15 protein-coding genes are annotated in these 18688 nt (G+C 71.9%); 7 read left to right on the forward strand and 8 right to left on the reverse strand.

Translation table 11 applies throughout. The features are described 5' to 3' along the window. Positions 1 to 138: 138 nt before the first annotated feature. Complete coding sequence (locus tag FOF48_RS14135; protein WP_143901768.1) at positions 139 to 1167, forward strand: lipoate--protein ligase; 1029 nt, start codon at positions 139 to 141, stop codon at positions 1165 to 1167. 23 nt (positions 1168 to 1190) lie between these two features. On the opposite strand, the gene FOF48_RS36460 is transcribed toward FOF48_RS14135, so the two are convergent. Continuing rightward, positions 1191 to 2675, reverse strand: coding sequence for a hypothetical protein (locus FOF48_RS36460; RefSeq protein ID WP_186001896.1), 1485 nt, complete (start codon positions 2673 to 2675; stop codon positions 1191 to 1193). A gap of 115 nt (positions 2676 to 2790) precedes the next feature. On the opposite strand from FOF48_RS36460, the gene FOF48_RS14150 reads away from it, so the two are divergent. From FOF48_RS14150 to FOF48_RS14160, 3 genes are all read left to right on the forward strand, one after another. Beyond that, positions 2791 to 4620 carry a HAMP domain-containing sensor histidine kinase gene (locus FOF48_RS14150; RefSeq protein ID WP_143901770.1) on the forward strand — a complete coding sequence of 610 codons (1830 nt, stop codon included), beginning with the start codon at positions 2791 to 2793 and terminating at the stop codon, positions 4618 to 4620. After that, on the forward strand, positions 4617 to 5339 hold the full coding sequence (locus tag FOF48_RS14155; protein WP_143901772.1) for a response regulator transcription factor: 723 nt from the start codon (positions 4617 to 4619) through the stop codon (positions 5337 to 5339). The genes FOF48_RS14150 and FOF48_RS14155 overlap by 4 nt, the downstream gene beginning before the upstream one ends. Before the next feature lie 117 nt (positions 5340 to 5456). Then, the gene (locus FOF48_RS14160; RefSeq protein WP_143901774.1) at positions 5457 to 6215 is read left to right on the forward strand and encodes an energy transducer TonB; all 759 of its coding nucleotides are present in this window, start codon (positions 5457 to 5459) and stop codon (positions 6213 to 6215) included. 214 nt (positions 6216 to 6429) lie between these two features. Here FOF48_RS14160 and eutB read toward each other — a convergent pair whose 3' ends face one another. The 7 genes from eutB to FOF48_RS14195 all read right to left on the reverse strand — a co-directional run bounded on the left by eutB (position 6430) and on the right by FOF48_RS14195 (position 15490). Then, positions 6430 to 8685: an ethanolamine ammonia-lyase subunit EutB gene (gene eutB, locus FOF48_RS14165; protein ID WP_143901777.1), complete on the reverse strand. Its 2256-nt coding sequence runs from the start codon at positions 8683 to 8685 to the stop codon at positions 6430 to 6432. 152 nt (positions 8686 to 8837) lie between these two features. After that, positions 8838 to 10226 carry a hypothetical protein gene (locus FOF48_RS14170; RefSeq protein WP_143901778.1) on the reverse strand — a complete coding sequence of 463 codons (1389 nt, stop codon included), beginning with the start codon at positions 10224 to 10226 and terminating at the stop codon, positions 8838 to 8840. Positions 10227 to 10277: 51 nt separating this feature from the next. Next, positions 10278 to 11432 (reverse strand): hypothetical protein, encoded by a 1155-nt coding sequence (locus tag FOF48_RS14175; RefSeq protein ID WP_143901780.1) that lies wholly within the window; start codon positions 11430 to 11432, stop codon positions 10278 to 10280. Next, entirely contained in the window at positions 11429 to 13378 is a 1950-nt protein-coding gene (locus FOF48_RS14180; RefSeq protein ID WP_143901782.1) for an ATP-binding protein, read from the reverse strand. Before FOF48_RS14180 ends, FOF48_RS14175 begins: the two co-directional genes overlap by 4 nt. Positions 13379 to 13455: 77 nt before the next feature. Continuing rightward, positions 13456 to 14385, reverse strand: coding sequence for a TIGR02757 family protein (locus FOF48_RS14185; RefSeq protein ID WP_186001897.1), 930 nt, complete (start codon positions 14383 to 14385; stop codon positions 13456 to 13458). A 57-nt stretch (positions 14386 to 14442) separates the two neighbouring features. Further along, positions 14443 to 14910 carry a molybdenum cofactor biosynthesis protein B gene (locus FOF48_RS14190; protein ID WP_186001898.1) on the reverse strand — a complete coding sequence of 156 codons (468 nt, stop codon included), beginning with the start codon at positions 14908 to 14910 and terminating at the stop codon, positions 14443 to 14445. A gap of 265 nt (positions 14911 to 15175) precedes the next feature. Then, positions 15176 to 15490, reverse strand: coding sequence for a Rieske 2Fe-2S domain-containing protein (locus FOF48_RS14195; protein WP_143901786.1), 315 nt, complete (start codon positions 15488 to 15490; stop codon positions 15176 to 15178). 89 nt (positions 15491 to 15579) lie between these two features. Between FOF48_RS14195 and polX the strand changes: the two genes are divergently transcribed. From polX to mrtX, 3 genes are read left to right on the forward strand one after another with little or no spacing between them, the layout of a single operon-like run. Further along, positions 15580 to 17328, forward strand: a complete 1749-nt coding sequence (polX, locus tag FOF48_RS14200; RefSeq protein ID WP_186001899.1) for a DNA polymerase/3'-5' exonuclease PolX — start codon at positions 15580 to 15582, stop codon at positions 17326 to 17328. A 19-nt stretch (positions 17329 to 17347) separates the two neighbouring features. Further along, complete coding sequence (locus FOF48_RS14205) at positions 17348 to 17956, forward strand: serine protease (protein WP_143901791.1); 609 nt, start codon at positions 17348 to 17350, stop codon at positions 17954 to 17956. Then, the gene (mrtX, locus tag FOF48_RS14210) at positions 17953 to 18678 is read left to right on the forward strand and encodes a myxosortase MrtX (protein ID WP_143901793.1); all 726 of its coding nucleotides are present in this window, start codon (positions 17953 to 17955) and stop codon (positions 18676 to 18678) included. Before FOF48_RS14205 ends, mrtX begins: the two co-directional genes overlap by 4 nt. The last annotated feature ends 10 nt before the right edge of the window (positions 18679 to 18688 follow it).

An 18688-nucleotide genomic window follows, 5' to 3' on the forward strand; every position in this document is an offset into this window, starting at 1 on the left:
CCCCGCGCGCCCCCGACGGACAGCGAGTCTCCCGACCCACGCGCCGCGAGGCCATCACCCTGAGGCCCTGGGGGATGTCCCCCGGCGGACGGCGCGGAGGTGCCTTGGGAGCGAGGCCAGCGGCTATGCTCCGCGCCCATGTCTCAAGCACCGCGAGTCCGCATCCTCCTGTCGGAGACGTACAACCCCTGGTTCAACCTCGCGACGGAGGATTGGATCTTCCGCGAGCTGGACCCTCGCACCCAGACGCTCTTCCTCTGGCGCAACGACAACACCGTCGTCATCGGCCGCAACCAGAACCCCTGGTCCGAGTGCAACCTCAAGCGGATGGAGGAGGACCAGGTCTTCCTCGCGCGGCGCACGAGCGGCGGAGGCGCGGTGTTCCATGACCTGGGCAACACCTGCTTCACGTTCCTGTCCGCGAAGGAGGGCTACAACAAGTCCGCGAACATCACCATCCTGTTGGACGCGCTGTCGCGGATGGGCGTGACGGCGCAGGCGTCCGGGCGCAACGACCTGGTGATTCCGCTGGAGGACGGGCCCCGGAAGATCAGCGGCAGCGCGTACCGCGAGACGAAGGACCGCGCCTTCCACCACGGCACGTTCCTCATCAACGCCAACCTGTCGCGGCTGGCCAACTACCTCACGCCGCACCCCAAGAAGCTGGAGTCCAAGGGCAGCGCGTCGGTGCGCTCGCGGGTGATGAACATCCGCGACCTCCAGCCGGACGCGTCACACGAAGCCCTGGTGAAGGCGATGATGGGCGCCTTCTGCGACTTCCACGGGGGCACCGCGGAGCCGGAGCTGCTGGAGCCGTCGTTCCTCGAAAGCCAGCCGTCGCTCAAGCGCACCTTCGAACACTATGCGTCGTGGGACTGGCGCTTCGGCAACGCGCCCCGCTTCAGCCACCAGATGGTGGAGTACCTGTCGTGGGGCTTCTTCGAGGTCCACGTCGACACGGAGAACAGCCACATCACGCGCGCGCAGGTCTTCTCGGATGCGCTCTACCCGGACCTCGTGCAGGACCTGCAGGCGGCGCTCGTCAACAAGCCGCACAGCCGCGACGGGATGCGGCAGGCCGTCGCGGAGGTCCGCGCCCGCCACCCCAGCCAGGAGCGCGAGCTGGGGGAGCTGGAGGCGTGGCTGATGGGCCAGGTCGAGGTCTGACCCGGCCCATCGGTCGTCACCCTTCAGCGGTGGCCACCACCGTGGCCACCCCCACCGCCGTGGCCGCCACCGCCACGGCCCGAGCCGTGGGAGCCGCCGCCCCAACCGCCACCGGAGCCACCGCTCGACGAGCGGACGCCGCCGGAACCGCCGCCGCCCCAACCGCCACCGGAGCCACCGCTCGACGAGCGGACGCCGCCGGAACCGCCGCCGCCCCAACCGCCACCGGAGCCACCGCTCGACGAGCGGACGCCGCCGGAACCGCCGCCGCCCCAACCGCCACCGGAGCCACCGCTCGACGAGCGGACGCCGCCGGAACCGCCGCCGCCCCAACCGCCACCGGAGCCACCGCTCGACGAGCGGACGCCGCCGGAACCGCCGCCGCCCCAACCGCCACCGGAGCCACCGCTCGACGAGCGGACGCCGCCGGAACCGCCGCCCCACCCGCTGGAGCCACCGCTCGTCTGATGGACGCCGCCACCCGAGCCACGCCCACCCGGGGGACTCCCGCGGGTGCCGCCCCAGCCGCCACTGCTTCCGCCGTTCGACTGCTGGTGGACGCCGCTGGAGCTGCCTCCGCCCCTACCGCCGCCCGACGGGTGGTAGCCCCCACCGGGGCGGCCATTGCCGTAGCCGCCATTGGACGGGTGGTAGCGGGGACCGGGTGACGCCGGGTGCGAACGCGAGCCGTAGTAGTTGCCCGGCCGCCGGTAGCCGCCGTAGTAGCCCGGGTTGTAGCGGTGGTAGCCGTAGCCGTAGTAGCGCCACGACACGCCCGGATACCGGTACCAGGTGCGCAGGAAGGGGTTCGGGCGGCCGAAGGACACCGCGATGCTCGCGTGGCGGTACACCGGGACGATGACGCGCACGGAGCCGTTCCACGCCCAGCCGCCGCCGACGAACACGTAGGAAGGCCCGCGGCGGATCCAGCGCGGTGACACGAACACCAGGCCTGGACGCGGCGGCGCCATCCACGAGCCCGAGATCCACTCATAGCCGTTGACGCCCCAGTACCAGTAGCCCGGCGCCCACGTGTAGTCGGTGGCCGGCGCGGGGGGAGGCGCCTCCACGCGCAGCGGCGGCGGCGCCTGGGTCGCCGTCACGTCCTCGCTGGCGACCTCCACGGGAATCTCCACCTCCGTGGAGCCCTGCTGCGCCCAGCCGCCGGACACCCAGCGCCAGACGTCCTCGTCCTGCGCCCAGTAGCCATTGACGTACTGGTAGCCGGGCATGCGCTCCACCCAGCCTCCGGACTTGAACTGCCACTGGTCGCCATCCCAATACCAGTGCCCGGACGTCCACACCGCGCCGGCGTACGGGCGAGGGGTCGGAGACTCGGCCGGCAGGTCGGGCGGCGGGCTGGGCGCGACAGGCCCGGAATCCTCCGCGTTGGACTGCTCGCCGTATGCATCATCGCCCCAGTCGTCCGCGGCGACCGGTGCGGTCTGCGCGAGCGCCCCCTGGGTGGCCAGACCGACTACCAAACAGACCCACCATCGAGAACCCATGACTTCGTCTCCGATCTTCAGACCCTGAGGGGACGCGGGGCCGCTCCTATTTATTCATCCCGCGGGCCAAAGGCCCGTAATCCCGCCGACACTGCTACACTCCGTATGGACGCGAATGCTGCGCCGACTCCTTCCCACATTGCTGGCCCTGGGTTGTGGACTGCTGGCCCTCGGCTGGGGGTTGGTGAGCCTTCAGCGCATCTTCACCCAGGAGCGCGAGGACGCCCGCGCGCAGGTCCGCTCCGGGCGTGAGGCGCTGGGACAGCTCGCCGCGGAGTCGCTGCGCACCGCGCTCGCGCAGCGGATGAAGGCCCAGTTGCCGAACCTGAACTCGGCCGTGGGGGATCCGCTGCTGCCCGCGGAGGGTTATTACCTGCTCTTCCGGGGCCACCAGTTCCTGCCCCGCGTGGACCGGCTCCGGGACGGCGTGGAGGCCCCCGCGCAGGTCACCTACGCGTTCCTGGCCCGGGCGCTCGAGGATGGACCCGTGCCCCAGCCCTTCCAGGAGCGGCTGGCGAAGCTGCGCGCGGTGGAGACGGCCCTGGCCACCGGCAACGAGGGCCGCACGAACGCTGCGGTGGAGGCGCTGCTGCGCTACCACGCCGCGCATCCGCTGCCAGCCGAGCAGGAGCTGCCCTTCACGCTGCTCGTGGTGGAGCACCTGCAACGCGGGGACGCGACGCCGTTCCTCATCCGGTCGCTGGTGCGCGAAGGCCTGCCGGAGGAGCTGGGGGGCATGGCGCGGGGCGCGGGCCTGCAGCGGGACCTGCTGCGCGCGCGGCCCCGGCTCACCCGGGCGGACTTCGACTTCCTCCAGACGCGCATCGTGGCGTTGAGCCAGCTGCTGCACGAGCCCAGTGACGCGTTCGAGGCGCGCGTGCAGGAGGCGGGCGCGGGGGCGCTGGTGATGCCCGAAGCGCTGGAGGGCCCCACGCTCCTGGCCGAGCAATGGTACGTGGAGCCCGCGGCCGAGCAGGTGCGCGGACTGTCCGTGGACCTGCCCGCGCTGCTCGCGGACGTGACGCGGGAGCTGCGCGCCAGGGACCTCATCACGAGGGACGCCCAGGTGCGGCTGGGCCCCGGAGGCGTGGTGCGGCCCCTGTCGCAGCCGGGGCTGGAGGTGGCCACGCCGGGCTGGGCCGCGGCGGAGGCGGACATCGAGGCGCGCTACGGCCTCAAGACGCTGCTGGTGGCGGCGTGCGGCGGGCTGGCGTCGGCCATCGCCGCGCTGGCGGTGGTGGCCCAGCAGCGCAAGTACCGCTTCGTGGAGCTCAAGAGCGACTTCGTCTCCACGGTGTCGCATGAGCTGCGCACGCCGCTCGCGTCCATCCGCCTGCTGGGCGAGACGCTGGAGCGCAGGCTGGGCCACAGCCCGGAGGCCGCGGACTACCCCACCCGCATCGTGCGCGCGGCGGAGGGCCTGCACTTCCTGGTGGAGAACATCCTGTCGTTCAACCGCATCGACAAGGGGCGGTGGGCGCTGAGGCCCGCGAGGGTCCGCTTGGAAGAGGCGGTGGGCACGCTGCGGGACGACCTGCAGGACGCCATCACGGTGCCGGTGGAGCTGCGCTCGGAGGTGGAGGACGTGGAGCTGGACGCGGACGCGTCGCTCGTCCGGATGCTCTTCGCCAACCTGGGCCGCAACGCCTGCCTCTACAACCAGCGCAGCCCGGTGGTGCTCACCGTGCGTGCGTATCCGCAGCCGGGCTACGGCGCCACGGTGCTCTTCAGCGACAACGGCGTGGGCATCCCCCCGGAGGAGTGGGAGCGCGTCTTCCAGGACTTCTACCGGCTGACGCAGCCCGGGCCGGAAGTGCACGGCAGTGGCCTGGGGCTGGCGCTGTGCCGCAGAATCATGGGCCTGCACCAGGGCAGCATCCAGGTGGCCTCCTCCAGCCCGGAGGGCACCACCTTCGCGCTGACCTTTCCCGAGACACGCAGATGACGACGCAGACGCATTCCTCCACCCGCCCCTCCATCCTCATCGTCGAGGACGACGCCAACCTGCGCCTGGGCCTGCGCGACAACCTGCGCGACGAGGGCTACGACGTGACGGACGCCCCTTCCGCGAAGGACGCGGCGCCCCACCTCCAGGCGAAGGCATTCGACCTGCTCATCCTGGACGTGATGCTGCCGGGCGAGGACGGCTACGGCTTCTGCCGCCGGCTGCGCGCGGAGGGCGTCAAGAGCATGGTGCTGATGCTCACCGCGCGCTCGCTGGAGGACGACCTGGTGCGCGGCTTCGAGGCCGGCGCGCAGGACTACCTCACCAAGCCCTACCGGCTGCGCGAGCTGCTGGCGCGCGTGCGGGCCCTGGTGCGCAGGTCCGGCACGGCGCCGCCGCAGGTGATGACCTTCGGGACCTTCACGCTGGACCTGGGCCGCAGGGCGGTGCTGCGGACGGACGGCGGAGAGCTGGACCTGACGCGCACGGAGTTCGACCTGCTGGCGTACCTGCTGCGGCACCGCGACCGCGCGCTTCCCCGAGGAGAGATCCTGGACGCGGTGTGGGGCCGCGACGTCGTCGTGGATCCGCGCACGGTGGACAACTTCGTGTCGAACCTGAAGAAGAAGCTCGGGTGGACGAGCACGTCGGGCTTCACCATCCACACGCTGCGCGGCGTGGGCTACCGCATGGAAGTGCTGGGCGGCGGCACGTCATGACCGAACGATGACCGAGACATGGAGCGCTGTCGGCCCTCCGGGCCTCGCGACTCCGTACGTTGCTTCTTGAGGGGACGGGACGCCTGGAGCGTCCGCCCCAACCAGGAGGCGGGTCAGATGTTTGAGTCGGTCATCGAACGGCGAGGGTTGCGCTCGGGACGGTTCGGCACGGGCGCGTGGGTGTCCATCAGCGTGCACGCGGGGCTCCTGGGCCTCGTGTTCTTCATCTCCGGCCGGCTGCCCGAGACGCTCGAGCCGGAGCTGCCCGTCCTCGTCTTCAACCCGCCCTCCATCCAGAAGGGCGTGAAGCAAGCCGCGCAGCCGAAGCCGACCACCCCGCCGGCATCGAAGCCCAAGCCGCGCGTCGACCGCATCCCGCGCGAGCCGCGGCCGATGCCGACGACGCTGCCGGAGCCGAAGCCGGATCCGGGGCCGACGAGCGTGGCGGACGCGGCGAACACGACCAACACGACGGATCCGGGAGCGAGCGACCCGGTGGGCGACCCGAACGGGGATCCGACGAGCACCAGCCCCATTGGCGCCATTGGCGTGCAGGGGCTCGTGTCCGACGGCCCCACCGGCACCGAGGTGCTTCCCTTCCAGGGAGGGATGACGCCGCCGGTGATGCTCCAGGGCGCGCAGTTCAGCTACACGCGGGAGGCGCAGCTCGCGGGCGTGGAAGGCGTCATCGTCGCCAAGTGCGTCATCACCTCGGAGGGCCGCGTGCGGGACTGCCGCATCCTCAAGGGGTTGCCGTTCATGGACGACGCCGTGTTGTCGTCCCTCAACTCGCGCACGTATCAGCCCATGACCTTCCAGGGCCGTCCGGTGAATGTGTCCTACACGTTCAACATCAAGCTCCGGATGCCGCGCTGAGACCGGCGCGGCGCCCGCCCGTGAGAGCGGCCGGCTGGCTGCCTCCCCCTCGGGAAGGGAAAAGAATCGCGGCGGGAGGAGGGGGCCGTTAGGAACATCCCGTCGCGCCTGGCCATGTGCGCGATACCGGCACCGGAAGGAGCGGGCCTCCCCCGGCCCGCTCCCGGTGCCGGTCCCTTTTTCCACTGGAGCCTCGAACGCACGGCCCCATGTCTCAGCCCATGGCCGCCGTGTCGCCAGCGCTCGGGGGCACCGTGCGCGCGTTCTCCGCCAGCTCCGCGATGATGCGCACCGCTTCGTGCGCGGCATCTTCCGGACGCACGCTCGTGTCGGAGATACCGGCGATGAGCCGCGTGCGGTCGTGGTCCACCGCGCCCGGCCGGGCCCAGGTGCTCGCGGCCGGCGCCGTCAGGTACGCCGAGTAGGCGTGATGACCCGAACCGGGGCGCTCGCCAATCACGTGCACCAGGGCGCGCGGCCTTGCGTCGCCTGGGTCGCCGAACAGCAACTGCCCGGCCTGATAGCCCGCTCGCACACGGCCGTGCTTCATCACCAGGACCTCGGGGGCCACGCTCCAGCCCTCTGACGCCAGCGCCGTGCGCAGCGTGTCCAGGAAGGGCGCCAGGTGGCCCGCGTCCATCAACGAGCGCGGATCCAACCCATCCGAGATGACGACCTGCACGTCCCACTGTCCCGCCCGCTGCTCCCGCAGCGCCCTCACCAGGGCTTCCGACGTCGCGTCCAGCGACTCGCCCGACGGCGGGTGCAGGATGTAGTCGCGTCGGTCCTCGGAGCACGTCCGCACCCGCACCGCGCCGGGCACGGCCTCCACCGCCTCGTCGGACAGCTCCGACCACAGCCCCACCTTGGCGTCCTCGTACAGCCGCCGCAGCTCCTTCTCCAGCGAAGGCTCCAGCGTCCAGACCTCGTCGCCGTGACCGACCGCCAGCGGCACGCCACGGGCGCCGACCTCCGCCATCCGCGCCTCCGCCTCCGCGCGCAGCACCGCCTCTGGCCGCGAGTCCCCCTTGTGCCGGCGGTACTGCACGTAGACGTGACGCGGATCCCCGAAGTGCTCCGTGGGCCGGCCGTCGGCGTCGATGACCCCCAGCCGCTGGAAGAAGGACCCCATCCGGTCATCCACCTTCAGGCCGTACCGCTCGCGCAGCCACACGTGGTCCTGGAAGGCCGTGGTGAGATAGCTGAGCATCGGATCATTCCGCGTGGGCAGCGCCATCAGGTACGCGGGCCCGGCCTCCGCGAGCTGCTCCTGGCACCAGCCCAGGTCGTCCAGCGACACGTCCATGTGCAACGTGGAGCACACGTCCAGGCCCAGCGTGAGGCCGTGCAGCTTGCCCATCACGATGTCTTCCAGGCAGCAGCGCACCAGCTGCTCGCGCGTGCGGAACACCTCTGGCCCGATGAAGCCCGCCACGTCGTTGACGTGCACCCACGGCGCCGCCTCACGCCCCGCGCCCTCCTGGGCCAGCGCGACCCGGCGCTTCAGGGCCCTCGCGAAGCCGTACTTGCGCGCTTCGTGGATGAGCATGTCCGTGCCGTGGTGATGCCCGTTCGTCGCGTCCGCGCCCTGCCCCGTCTCGAAGTACAGGCCCCATCGCCCCGTGCGAGAGGCCGCGTGCGCCACCATCTTCTCCAGCGTCACGTCGAAGGTGCGGTTGGCGTCGTCGTTCCCACCCAGGCTCTGGAACCAGATGCCCGTGGTGCCTGGATGCATCGCCTCCACCCGCGCCTGCACGTCGATGTGGGCCAGCACGCAGTGGGGCATCACGTCTTCCAGGCCGAAGGTCGTCAGCAGGTCGAGCAGCGCGAGCTCCACCGCCGCGACCGTCGCGGGGTCCGACGACACCGGGTTGGTCCCCAGCACCACGTCCCCCACCGCGAAGGCCCAGCCGTTGAGGACCTGCCAGCGGATGTCCTCCGGATGATCCGTGGGCGAGTTGGGCTGCAACCGCGCACCCAGATAGCCCCGAGCCCCCACCCGGCTGCCCGGCAACGGATGGAACACGCGGCCCCCCACCGCCTTCAGCTCCGCGTCGCTCATCAGCTTCACGACACACGCGATGACGTCGCTGGGCAGCCCGTCCAGCACCTCGTACAGGGCCGCCTCCTCCCCCGTGAGCAGGAAGTCCTTCAGCTGCCCCAGCGTCCAGTCCGCCACGCCCTTCCAGCGCGCCTCATCCCAGGCCTCCAGGTTGAAGACGAACAGCCGGTCCTCGAACGGCGGGTGCGCGTGAACGTCATCCAGCCGCGTGCGCGACAGCAGCAACCGGGCTCGCTCGCGCGACACCTCGTCCGCCGCCGCGACGCCAATGGCTTCATCGCCTTCCTTGAACGCGTTCGCCGCGCCCAGCACCTGCTGGTACAGACGCACATCGAAGCCACCGGAGAGGCGCTGCACGAAGTCCAGCACGTCTTCGTCAGGGAGGACGTCGGGGAGTTGGACGCTCATGGGGCGCCAGCATGAACCGGCCCCCCCTCCTCGCCACCAGCCCCCCAGGGCCCTGTCGTCTGGGTGACGCCCGGCTGCCTGCCCTGACGACTGCTTGCTCCTACAAACGTCAGGTCGTTCCCGCTCGCATGGGATCGCGGAACGGTGGCGGCTCACCCACCGTCCTTGCCGGGCGCGCATCCCGGAGACGGCCGCCACGAACGCAGCGCCTCCACGCGCGCGTCTTGCACTCCGGCCACGCCGCTCGGAGCGTCGAGGTGGTTGACGCCAGGCTCGCGCGTGAAGTCGAGCAGCCGGGACGGCAACGCCAGCGCCGGGCACTCTTCCAGGAAGGCTGACTCGGCCTCCTCCAGGAGGATGTCCGCGTGGTCCTCCCCGACGGCCCAGGACCACGGGAACGTCCATGTGCCCGAAAAAGGCTCCACGTTTCCCTGCGGAAACCACGTCCAGCTCAGGACCGTCTGGCCCGAGTCCCCTCCGACCGCCCCTCCGAGCACGCCCCCCTCGGTCCAGCCGTCCTTCGTGGGCCATTCGATGCTCAGCCCCTTGGGCACCGGAACATGCTGAGTCGCCACCTGCACGTTGTCGCGCACCTCCGGCGTGAGCAGCAGCATCCACGTCAACTCGCGAAGGCGATCCGCCGCCAGACGCCCCACCTTCACCTCGCCTTGCCGCGTGGCATCCGTGGCCGCCCCATCCACATCGCCCCGGGACTTCAAGACCAGTTTTGAGCAGCTGCTCGAGCGATACGCGGTGCCCGTTCCCAGATGGTACGCATCGAGCTGATCACAGAAGCTGTAGTGCCCCCGCCGACCCCGTACCACCAGCCAGCCATCCATCGGCGCGCGGATGCGCCCCAGGGGGAGGACCGACTGGAAGGTCCGCGGGCCCTGGATCCCGCCCAGGCACCCGCGCCAGGCGACGTAACGCAGCCGCGAAGGCTTCTTCTGGGCCACCGCCATGCAGTCCAGGGGAGGAGTGAGTTTGTCTCGGGAGAGGCCGGAGCGGCGCGGGTTCTCCGACTGGAACGCCCGCTCCGCCCGCAGCAGCCAGGGTTCGGTCTCCACGCCGCACGCGCCTGCGTTCGCGGGACACAGCAGGTCCGCCAGCCGGTGTTTCGGAGAATGCTCGCGCGTCAGCACTTCGCGAAGGTCCGGCGGAATCACGATGTTGTGGCGCCCAGGAGCCCCGAGCTCCAGATGCGACGCGAAGAAGTCCTCTCCCCCGACGCGCCACCACACCTTCAACGCGAGCGCCGACACATCCGTTTCGTCATCCCACGCGACCGGCGGGCGCGTCTCCTCCTGACGGGCGATCGCGAAACACCGCAGGCCCAGCAGGGACGCCATGGCCGTCCGCACCGGGGCGACGTCCCCGTCGTCGGGGAGCGCCTCCAACTGCTGGTCGAGCGCGCTCAGCGCATCTCTCGCCGCGATCCAATCGGGCGTATCCGGGGTGCACGGCACGATGCGATCCACCCGCGCGGGTGCGCCCGCCAACAGCCAGCCAACCCCGACGGACACCAGAAAGGAGACGGACATTCCCGGCATCGCACCTGTTCACGCCCCGGGACGTCAAGTCTCCTGGCACCCCTACTCGCCAAGCAACGCCGACCAGAAGCGCACCAGCTTCAGCGCCTCCACCGCGCTGGCCCGCCGGTCCATCTCCGCGTGGGTGATGAGCGGCGTGGGCCGCAGGTGCACTCGCGTGGAGGGCGCCAGTTCGCGCGCCAGCAGCGTGGACTCGATGGCGGGGATGACGGAGTCGTCCGTCCCGTGCAGCAGGTACACCGGCGCCCGGGGCGCGGGCGAGCGCTCCGGCGACAGCGACGGGTCCCCCGCGAAGCCCTTCACGAAGGGCAGCAGCCGAGGGCCCAGCGCGGCCACGTCACGCGTATTCACCAGGCGGAGCAGCGTGGCGGCGGGCTCGGGGAGCGAGGCCTCCATCTCGCGCGCCGCCTGGAAGGTGGCCTCCGCCTGCTTGCCGTCCACGAGCGTCAGGTGCGACGCGTGCAGGAACATGCGCACGCCGGTGCGCAGGGGCTCCACCTGCTCGGGTGGCACCAGCCGGTCCGCGACGTTGAGCAGGATGACCACCACGCCGTAGTCGTGGGGCGTGCGGTGCACCCCATCCGCCTGGATGCCCGTGCACAGGAAGGACAGCACGCGCGACAGCTCGCCGTGCCCGCCGAAGGACAGCACCGCGGCCACCTTGTCGCGCAGGTCCGGCCGGCCCGCCGCGACGACGGAGAGTCCTCCGGAGAAGCTGATGCCGAAGAGGTCCACCGCCCCCTCGGGAGCCAGCGCACCCGGCCCCAGCGCCCAGAGGGCCGCGTCCTCGATGACGTCTGGCAGGCGCGGCGTGATTTCGTAACGCAGCAGGTCCGGTGGCTCCGGCGTGAGCACCGGCTGCCCGCCCATGGCCAGGTCCTCCGCCAGCTTCACCAGCCGGGGCTCGTCGATGCCCGCCGCGTGCACCCCCGAGGTGAGCACGATGAGCCGCCCCTTGCGTCGCTCCGGCTGGTAGAGCCGCCCGCGCACGGGACCATGGCGCGTGGGCACGCGCAGGTCCGCGACGGTGAAGCCCCCGGTGCCGTAGCGGGCCAGCGAATCGGCCGCGGCGCCATGGAGGCCCGCCGCGCGCACGACGAAGGACAGCCCCCGCAGCTCGGGCGGGAGGAGGAAGCAGCCCGCGAGCAACAGGGCCACGAGCCCCGCCCCGAGCGTCCAGCGCGTGCGGCGCTTCATTGCATCAGGGTCTCGACGAAGGTGCACAGCTGGTCGCGCTCGAAGGGCTTCTCCAGCAGCTCCCGCGCGCGGCGGCCGACGAACTCGCGCGCCTGCGGGTTCACCCCGCCCGTCATCAAGCCGGTGCGCGGCGCCAGCTCCGGCGCCAGCCGCTCCAGCTCCACCAGGAAGTCCATGCCGCTCATGCCCGGCATCATCAGGTCGCAGAGGATGGCATCGAACTTCTCACCGTGAGACAGCCGCTTCAGCGCCTCGCGCGCGTCCTGGATGACGTGCACGTCGTAGAGGTTGCGCAGCAACCGGCTCACCGCGCTGCCCACCGCCGGCTCATCGTCGATGAGCAGCAGCCGGCGCAGGCTCCGCGCCGCTCGCACCGTCGGCACGGGCCCTTCCAGCGGCTCCGCGACCGGCTGCACCGGCAGCGCCACTTCGGCGGACCGCACGAGCGCGGGCAGCTCCACGCGGAAGAGGCTGCCCTGATCCAGCTCGCTGGTCACCTCGATGCGGCCGCCCATCGCGTGCACCAGCGTGAGGCAGATGGACAGCCCCAGGCCCGTGCCGCCCCGGGGCGAGCGCGTGGTGAAGAAGGGATCGAAGATGCGCTGGCGCACCTCCGCGGGCATCCCGCAGCCGTTGTCCTCCACCTCGATGAGCACGTGCCCGTCGCGGCCCGGACGCACGCACAGCCGCAGCCGGTTCGCCTCCGCGGGCCGGTCCCCGAAGGACTGGAGCGCGTTCAACAGCAGGTGGGTGACGACCTGTCCCAGCCGTCCTTCGTTGCCGTGCACGACGGCCACCGGCTCCAGGTCGCACGTCAGGCGCGCGCGATGCTGCAGGTCATCCCGCATCAACCGGACCGCGCCCTCCACCGCGCGCAGCACGTCCACCGGCCCGTGCCGCTCCTCCTCCGCGCGGGAGAAGGTCCGCAGGTCGCGCACGATGGAGCGCACACGCCCCGCGCCCTCCAGCGCCTCGGCCACCACCTGCCGCAGCTCCTCCAGTTGCTCGGAGGGCACCACGGGCTGGGCCACGCGCTCCCAGAGGTACGCCAGGTTGGAGGTGACGTAGGAGAGCGGGTTGTTGATTTCGTGCGCGACGCCCGCGGCCAGCGTGCCCACGGACGTCATCCGCTCCGCCAGCCGCCGCTGCGTCTCCAGGCGGGTGCGCTCGGTGACGTCGCGCACGAGCCCCACGAGGAAGCGCTCGCCGTCCGGCAGCGTGTACGCGGCCCGCTGCGTGAGCACCTCGCGCGAGCGCCCCTTGAGGTCGGTGAAGGACCCCTCGTCCTCCACGGTCTGCCCGGTGGTGAAGGCGCGCTCATCCTGGCGCCAGGAGGCCTCCGCCTCATCGGCGGGCACCAGCAGGGACGCGGCGCTTCCCCCCGGCGCCTCCGCGGGTTGATCCATCAGGCGGCGAAAGGCGCTGTTCATCGCGACGAGGCGGTGCTCCCGGTCCTTGATGAACAGGGGCTCCGGCACCGCGTCCAGCGCGCCCTGGAACATGTCGCGCATGCGCCGGAGCGCCTGCGAGTCCCCGTCCCCAGACCGCCGCCGCAGCGCCACCAGCCGCGCGCCCCACCGCGTGCCGGGAGGCGCCACGCACTCGTCCACGCCGGCTTCGCTCAGCGCCTCCGCCTCCACGCCGTCGCGCGTCGTCAGCAGCACCAGCCACGTGCGCGTCGGGACCCGCCGGGCATGCACCGACTGGCAGCGCGCCTTCACCGCCTCCAAGGGACCGCCATGGTCCCACAGGACGAGCAGCCCTTCCGGCAGCGGCTCCACGGCGGCCTCGACGCGGAGCACTCGGCACGCGCGTCCTTCGGCCGTGGCGCACAGGTCGCGCTCCACGTCCTGGGCCACCGGGGCTGGGACCGCCACCAGCATTGCGTGCACCGCGTTGCTCCTCGCGCCCCGCGGGCTCATCCCTCCCGCGCCGCCTGTCCGCATTGCAGCCTTGACCGCGCCAACCCGTCAACGCGGGGCCGCGCGGACTGCCCGTAGCCCATTTCCGGGTCCGGTGGGACTCAGATTTGCACGGAACCGCGCGCGATGGCGCGGGGACCTACCTTGCACGACGGAAGGAGCGAGCATCGCGCGCAGTGCTGGGGGACGGTCTTCGCTGGGCAGGCCCCACTCATGCCGTAGTGGCACAGGGCGAAGTCGTAGCGGACGGGGTCTTGGGGGTCGAGCACCCGCAGGGAGGCCGTCACCTCCTCGGCGGTGCGCCAGGTGAGGTCCGTGCGCTTCGTGAGCCCCAGGTGGAGCGCCATGCGGCCAATGTGCGTGTCCAGCGGCACGAGCAGGGCGGAAGGGGGCACCTGCTTCCAGATGCCGAAGTCCACCGCGTCCGGGCCCCGCACCATCCAGCGCAGGTACAGGTTGAGGCGCTTCGCCGCGCCCGGCCCCAGGGGCGAAGGCAACAGGTGGTGCAGGCCCCGCTCGGGCCCCAGCGCCCGACGGAGCCCGTCCATGGGCACGTCCCGGAGCCCGGCGGTGAAGGCCGCGAGCCCGCCGTGGAGCGTTCCGCTCGCGGTCCAGCCACGGACGAAGAGGGCCTCCAGGCTGCCGTGCTCGCGCAGGGCCCGGCCCATGCCCATGAGCAGCACCGCGAGGTCGGTGCCCACGTTGAAGCGGTACACAAAGCCCGTGAGGAGCTCCTTCGCGCCCGCCACGTCCAGGGCCCGCACGAAGGCGGCGGGCGACGGGCCCATGCGCTTGAGCAGCGCGTCCACCTTGGGGCGGAAGAGGTCCGCGCGCCCGTAGGCCAGGGCCGCCGCGAGCAGCGCGCTGACCTCCACGTCACGCGGGTCCCGGTAGCGATGGGGGAACTCCACCGGGTCGAACCCGATGCGGGCCTTCGCGTCGGTGGAGGCCAGGAAGGCGTCCAGGCGGGGTCGCAACCGCTCGGCCGCCTGGGCGCTCAGTCCGGTGTGCGCGCCGCGGCGCTTCTTCATCTCGCGTGCTCCCACGTCGTCGGTTGGAGCGCGGCGGAGCGCCGCGCCCTTCCTGTCCTAACGCGTGAGCTCGCGCACCGCGTGGCCCAGCTCCGGGAGGATGAGCGCGTCCAGCGCCAGCCGCACCGCCTGGGGTGAGCCGGGCAGCGCGAAGAGGATCATCCCCTGGTAGGTGCCCGCCGTGGCGCGCGACATCATCGCGGGGCTGCCGATGCGCTGGTACGACAGCATCCGGAACAGCTCGCCAAAGCCGGGCAGCTCCTTCTCGAACAGCGCCCGCAGCGTCTCCACCGTGAGGTCGCGCCGGCCAATGCCGGTGCCCCCCGTGAAGAGCACCGCGCGGGCCCCCGCCGCCTGCGCCTGCGCGAGCGCGCCCCGGATGGCCTCCGGATCATCCTTCACCACGGTGTGGCCCACGACGGTGTGCCCCGCAGCGGAGAGGCCCTCGCGCAGGTCCTTGCCGCTGGTGTCGTGCGCCGCGTCCCGGCTGTCCGAGCACGTCACCACGTACGCGCTGACATGCACCGGTGCCCGGGCCTTGTGCTCCGCCGCCGGCCCCTCGTGCGAATGCGCGGGGGCGTGGTCGTGCGCGTGACCGTGGTCATGACCGTGCTCGGGGCCGTGTGAATGCCCATGTTCATGCGCGTGGCCATGGTCGTGGTCGTGCGAATGGCCGTGGCCGTGGTCATGCGGGGAGTGGGAATGGCCATGACCGTGGTCATGGTCGTGATCGTGTCCGTCGTGTCCCATGGTGGACGCTCCTGAAGGCGGAAGTAGCGGCGCGAGAGGGTCAGGCGTCGGGCAGGTCGACGACGAGCGTGCCGTCCTCGACCGCCAGTTGCACCGTCGGTTGGTCGTCGCACACGCCGGGGGACGTGACGTTCTGGCCGGTGTCCATGTCGAAGCCGACTTCGTGGCAGGGGCAGACGACCGTGTTGTCCTCGATGCGCCCACCCGACAGCAGGCACCCGGCGTGGTTGCACCAGTCGTCGAGGCCCTTGTACCGGCCGTGGATCTTCGCGATGCAGACGTTGCGCTTGCCGACCTCGTAGCCGCGCATCTCCCTCTCGGCGAAGTCCGCGGGCCCCAGCTTGATCTTCGTCATTGCCTTCCTCTTGCGTTCCTTTTCCCACAACGCGTCCTGGCCTGCACCCCTGTTTCCCCGGCATTAATCTCCCGACCGTGACTTCCGACGTGACACCCTCCCCCGCCGTGCTCACCGACAAGGCAGCCGTCGCCCAGGTCCTCCGGGACATGTCCCTGCTGCTCCAGCTCCAGGGCCAGAGTGGCTTCCGCGTCCGCGCCTACGACATCGCCGCCGACCGCATCGCCAACCTGCCGCAGGACCTGGGCGCCGTCGTCGCCGAGGGACGCCTGCAGGAGCTGCAGGGCATCGGCCCGGGGCTCGCCGAGAAGCTCACCGAGCTGGTGACGACCGGCCGGATGAGCGCCTTCGAGGAGCTGAAGGCCCGCTTCCCCGCCGGCCTCCTGGAGCTGATGAAGCTGCCGGACGTGGGGCCGAAGAAGGTGGCAGCCCTGTGGAGCGAGCTGCAGGTGGGCAGCGTGGAGGACCTGGAGCGCGCGTGCCGCGACGGCCGCGTGCGCGAGCTCAAGGGCTTCGGAGCGAAGAGCGAGGCGAAGCTCCTGGACGGCATCGCGGTGTTCCGGCGCGCGCGCGGCGAGCGCAAGCTCCTGGGGGACGCGCTGCCCATCGCGGAGGCCCTGCTGGAGCGGATCCGCCAGGCCCCGGGCGTGGTGCGCGCGAGCCTGGGTGGCAGCGTGCGCCGCCGCGCGGAGACGGTGTCCGACGTGGACCTCATCGCCTCCGCGGAGGACGCGGGGCCGGTGCTGGACACGCTCGCGCAGGCGCCGGGCGTGGCGACGGTGCTGGGCAAGGGCGACAGCAAGTGCTCCGTGCGCATGGTGCAGGGCGACCTCCAGGTGGACCTGCGCGTGCTGCCGGACGAGGACTTCGCCACCGCGCTGCACCACTTCACCGGCTCCAAGGCGCACCACATCCGGCTGCGCAACCTGGGTCATGAGCGGGGCCTGAAGATCTCCGAATGGGGCGTGCACCGCGACGACGGCACCAAGGTGCCCGTCCCCGACGAGGCGACGCTGTACCGGCTGCTGGGCATGCAGGAGGTGCCGCCGGAGCTGCGCGAGGACTCCGGCGAGGTGGAGGCCGCGCGCGCGGGGACGCTGCCGGAGGACCTGGTGACGCTGGAGGACGTGCGGGGCGCGGTGCACGCGCACAGCACCTGGTCCGACGGCCGCGACACGCTGGAGCGGATGGCGCGCGCGGCGCAGGCCCTGGGCCTGCAGTACCTCACCATCACCGAGCACAGCGAGGCGGCCATCCACGCGGGCGGCCTGAAGGTGGACGACCTGAAGCGGCAGTGGGAGGAGATCGACCGCGTGAACGCGGCGGTGCCCGGCCTGCGGCTGCTCAAGGGCATCGAGGTGGACATCCTGGAGTCGGGCGCGCTGGACTACGCGGACAGCGTGCTGGAGCAGCTGGAGGTGGTCATCGCCTCCATCCACGTGCGGCACTCCATGGACGAGGACCAGATGACGCGCCGGGTGCTGGCCGCGCTGGACAACCCGCACCTGCACATCCTGGGGCACCCCACCGGGCGCCTCATCCAGAGCCGGGAGCCGTACCCCCTGCGCATGGAAGAGGTGCTGGAGCGCGCCCGGGAGCGGGGCGTGGCGGTGGAGATCAACGGCAAGCCCGCGCGGCTGGACATCAAGGCCGAGTACGTGCGGCAGGCCGTGCGGCGCGGGGTGAAGCTGGTGGTCAGCTGTGACGCGCACCGGCAGGAGGACCTGAAGAACCTGGCCTTCGCTGTGGCCACCGCGCGCCGGGGCTGGGCCCGGAAGAAGGACATCCTGAACACCCGGTCCGCGGAGAGCTTCCTCGCCGCCCTGCGGGAGCGCTGATAGGCTCGCGGGCGCGAAGATGTTCCGCCCGCTCCTCCTCGTCCCCGCCCTCCTCGTCTTCCTCGTCATGCCCACGCGGGCCGGCGCGGAGGCCCGTCCGTCGCGCGCCGACCTCCAGCGCGTGCTGGAGCTGCACACCCGCTCCTCCGTGCGCGTGCGAGGCCCCCAGCAAGCGGGCCCCGGCATCATCGTGGGCGCGGACGGCCAGGTGCTCACCTCGGTGACGCACGTGGGCCCCCAGTCCGCCCAGGTGGAGCACGACGGAAACGCCCTCACGGCGCGCGTGGTGCTCTCCAGCGCGGTGCTCCAGGTGGCGGTGGTCGCGGGCCCTCAGGGCACGTGGCCCGCCGCGCCGGTGCGGCTGGTGCCGGAGGGGCTCGCGGGCCGCTGGGTGGTGGGCGTCCTGCCGGGTCGAAAGAAGGGCCAGCGGGACACGCCCAAGGCCGCCGTGGCCAGGACTGGCCCCGCGCCGTTCTTCGACGTGGACCTGACGCTCGCGCCGGGCAGCCCGCTGTACGACGGGGACGGGCGGCTGGTGGCCGTCGTCGTCCAGCGCCGGGGCCGGGGCGCGCGCGCGCTGCCCCTCTCCGCGGTGAAGGCGGAGCTGGCCTCGGCGGACACGCCATGAGCCGTCCCGCGGGACCTCCGTTCCGGCTGAGCGCGGTGCAGGAGGCGGTGGGCCTCTGGGCCCTGGGCTTCCTGGGCATCATCGTGGCGTTCGTCGCCGCCGGGAGCACCAGCGTGCCCAAGCTGGTCGCCACGGTGGGCTTCCTCTACCTGCCGCTCATCCCCATGCGCTGGCGCGACGAGGACTACCGCGACTACGGCCTCACCCTGCGCGCGTGGAAGCAGGACGTGCGGCTGTTCCTGGTGATGTCCGCCATCGTGGGGCCGCTGTTCTTCGCGGGCTTCGCCGGCTTCGTGCAGGTGGTGCCGCACCTGCCCCCCGCGCTCGCGCACCACCTGTCGCCCATCATCGGCGAGGGCCACTTCCAGCCGCGCCTGCCCCCGCGCTTCGGCGAGTGGGTCATCGACCAGCTCTTCGTCGTGGCCCTGCCAGAGGAGTTCTTCTACCGGGGCTACCTGCAGGCCCGCCTGCGCGACGCGTGGCCCCAGGGGCGCGTGGTGCTGGGCGCCCGGCTGGGGCGGGCCTTCTGGGTGACGGCGCTGCTCTTCGCGCTGGGCCACCTGGCCATCTTCCAGACCTGGCGGCTGGCGGTGTTCTTCCCCGCCCTGCTCTTCGGCTGGATGCGCGAGCGCACCGGCACCATCGTCGGCTGCGCCCTCTTCCACGCCGCGTGCAACCTCTACATGCGCGTCCTGGAGGTGTCCTTCTTCGGCGGCCCGTGACGGCCCTCGC

Origin of the sequence: Corallococcus sp. Z5C101001 (assembly GCF_007352635.1) — a bacterium.
Lineage (GTDB): Bacteria > Myxococcota > Myxococcia > Myxococcales > Myxococcaceae > Corallococcus > Corallococcus silvisoli.

Coding starts and splice junctions, on each gene's coding strand:
- FOF48_RS14155 (WP_143901772.1), top strand. CDS start 4,617: ATGACGACGCAGACGCATTCCTCCACCCGCCCCTCCATCCTCATCGTC.
- FOF48_RS14150 (WP_143901770.1), top strand. CDS start 2,791: ATGCTGCGCCGACTCCTTCCCACATTGCTGGCCCTGGGTTGTGGACTG.
- FOF48_RS14175 (WP_143901780.1), bottom strand. CDS start 11,432: ATGAAGCGCCGCACGCGCTGGACGCTCGGGGCGGGGCTCGTGGCCCTG.
- eutB (WP_143901777.1), bottom strand. CDS start 8,685: ATGAGCGTCCAACTCCCCGACGTCCTCCCTGACGAAGACGTGCTGGAC.
- FOF48_RS14160 (WP_143901774.1), top strand. CDS start 5,457: ATGTTTGAGTCGGTCATCGAACGGCGAGGGTTGCGCTCGGGACGGTTC.
- mrtX (WP_143901793.1), top strand. CDS start 17,953: ATGAGCCGTCCCGCGGGACCTCCGTTCCGGCTGAGCGCGGTGCAGGAG.
- FOF48_RS36460 (WP_186001896.1), bottom strand. CDS start 2,675: ATGGGTTCTCGATGGTGGGTCTGTTTGGTAGTCGGTCTGGCCACCCAG.
- FOF48_RS14180 (WP_143901782.1), bottom strand. CDS start 13,378: ATGCGGACAGGCGGCGCGGGAGGGATGAGCCCGCGGGGCGCGAGGAGC.
- FOF48_RS14205 (WP_143901791.1), top strand. CDS start 17,348: ATGTTCCGCCCGCTCCTCCTCGTCCCCGCCCTCCTCGTCTTCCTCGTC.
- FOF48_RS14195 (WP_143901786.1), bottom strand. CDS start 15,490: ATGACGAAGATCAAGCTGGGGCCCGCGGACTTCGCCGAGAGGGAGATG.
- FOF48_RS14185 (WP_186001897.1), bottom strand. CDS start 14,385: ATGAAGAAGCGCCGCGGCGCGCACACCGGACTGAGCGCCCAGGCGGCC.
- FOF48_RS14170 (WP_143901778.1), bottom strand. CDS start 10,226: ATGTCCGTCTCCTTTCTGGTGTCCGTCGGGGTTGGCTGGCTGTTGGCG.
- FOF48_RS14135 (WP_143901768.1), top strand. CDS start 139: ATGTCTCAAGCACCGCGAGTCCGCATCCTCCTGTCGGAGACGTACAAC.